Below are 1774 nucleotides of genomic sequence, written 5' to 3'. Positions count from 1 at the left end.
CTATATCTCGATTTCTTCATCTTGTTCTCCTCGGGTCATGATTATACACGGAGAACTCTAATTTTAAGTGGGACAATTATAAGGGGGGATTACAATTGGAGTTCATTGAACATAATTTGATTGGCTTTTAAGAGCAATTTTTGCTTAATAGCAAAATGATTCATAGCTGTTTTAACCTTCAACAATTCCAACTTACAATAAGCAACCATCGATGCAAATAAATGGTTACATTGAGTTTGAATGGTTTTAGTTGGTGATTTGGATAAACTTGCATTTTGCTTAATCGATTTATGAAACTCTTCAATTCTCCACCGTTTTTGGTAGACTTCGTACATGCGGTCAGCATCAATGGATAAATCATTCGTGATGAGATAAAGCGTCCCTGTTGAGCCGTCTTCGTTTGTGAAGACTTTTTTGAGTAGTTTGGTAGGAAACGCTATGTCCTTAAGATATACGGTGATGGCGTCACCATTATTCCACTCGAGCGTATTCACTTGTTGATATTGACCGCTATCAGCATCTTGCCTGGTTAATGCTACGCAGCGATTAGACTTGATACCGATGATGAAGTGTTTTTTTAAATCCTGATGAATAAAGCTCATATTTACTTTTGAGCCAAACCAATTATCTGCTAATACATAATCAAATAAGACATGATTGCTCACCGCTTGCTGAATCAAAGAACGAAACATATCATTCTTGCTGACTTGCGATTTTCTTTTTTGTTTTCGGGTTGCTATATCACAATAGACCACATCTTTTTTAACTGTTTCATAACCGACAGGTAAAGCAATATCACCGTACCGCACTAGGCAAGAAACAATGTTGATACCTTTCATATGACGATTTTTAGCATGGGAAAAATGCCAGCAATTCACATCATTTTCATCGGTATATGCTTTTTCAGAAATGGTGTCATCCAATAGCAAAACACCGCCCGTTTTTTGCTCATGTCGACGAACATCTGATTTTACATATGCCCAAAGCTCTTTTGACCCAAATTTACCGTTTCTTAAATGACGGCTCACTTGATCATGACTGATTTCACCATAAAACAGTGCCGCTAAACCCGTGGCTGTCGCATAGTGGTTTTGACTGATTAAATAATCGCTGTAAATGTCTAAAAGGTCCGTTTTCATTTTCTTTTGTCCTTCAAAAAATAACCGACAAAAGATACGGTTTTTTACGAATTAATCAATGACTGCTGCGTAAGGTGAGTAATAATTTTCTCTCTCATGAAATTCTGTATGTCCTACAAGATAATTTCTGATGAGGTCAAAATCATATAATATTCCACGCTGTCTATCGGTTTCATTATAAAAAACGTGTTGCTTATCACTGCGTATTGTAGGAATGGGAATAGTATCATCAAGACTTTCAAGTAACTTGGGTATTAGCTGTTTTCCGAGAGGATATCCATAGTAACAGCTAGCACCAGCCCCTAAAATAAAAACCGTTTTCTTATGATACAACTTAATCCTCCTTGCTGTTTGCTTATTATCACTAGTTTCTAATCAATCTATCCTACAAGTGTTACAAATCGATTAAATCCTTGATAATCCTGCAAATATAAATCGAGCAATTTCGTGTCCACGGAATGAAGCATGGTTTTGAAAAAAATAGCCGGAAAACGAGACGTGCAATAAGCGTGTAGTCTATTTTAAATTGTGCAAAAAATCGCTGAAGTCTTTTATAACGGGAATTTTTCTCGGCTTTAGAAGAAAACGCCACTGCTATTTCGCTTAAATTGACGGTACGAACAACAAATAAAGCA

Annotated in this window: 2 protein-coding genes and 1 pseudogene; all 3 read right to left on the bottom strand. The window is 36.4% G+C overall.

Annotated features, from left to right (window positions below; genetic code table 11):
• Positions 1–89: 89 nt before the first annotated feature.
• On the bottom strand, positions 90–1139 hold the full coding sequence (locus T345_RS0110740) for an IS701 family transposase (RefSeq protein WP_028389337.1): 1050 nt from the start codon (positions 1137–1139) through the stop codon (positions 90–92).
• 51 nt (positions 1140–1190) lie between these two features.
• Positions 1191–1472 (bottom strand): hypothetical protein, encoded by a 282-nt coding sequence (locus T345_RS0110735; protein ID WP_028389336.1) that lies wholly within the window; start codon positions 1470–1472, stop codon positions 1191–1193.
• A gap of 157 nt (positions 1473–1629) precedes the next feature.
• Positions 1630–1774: pseudogene (locus tag T345_RS15455) on the bottom strand (IS4 family transposase); the annotation flags it as partial.

Source organism: Legionella fairfieldensis ATCC 49588 (assembly GCF_000621525.1).
Lineage (GTDB): Bacteria > Pseudomonadota > Gammaproteobacteria > Legionellales > Legionellaceae > Tatlockia > Tatlockia fairfieldensis.
This window is presented reverse-complemented; position numbering and strand designations above follow the sequence as displayed.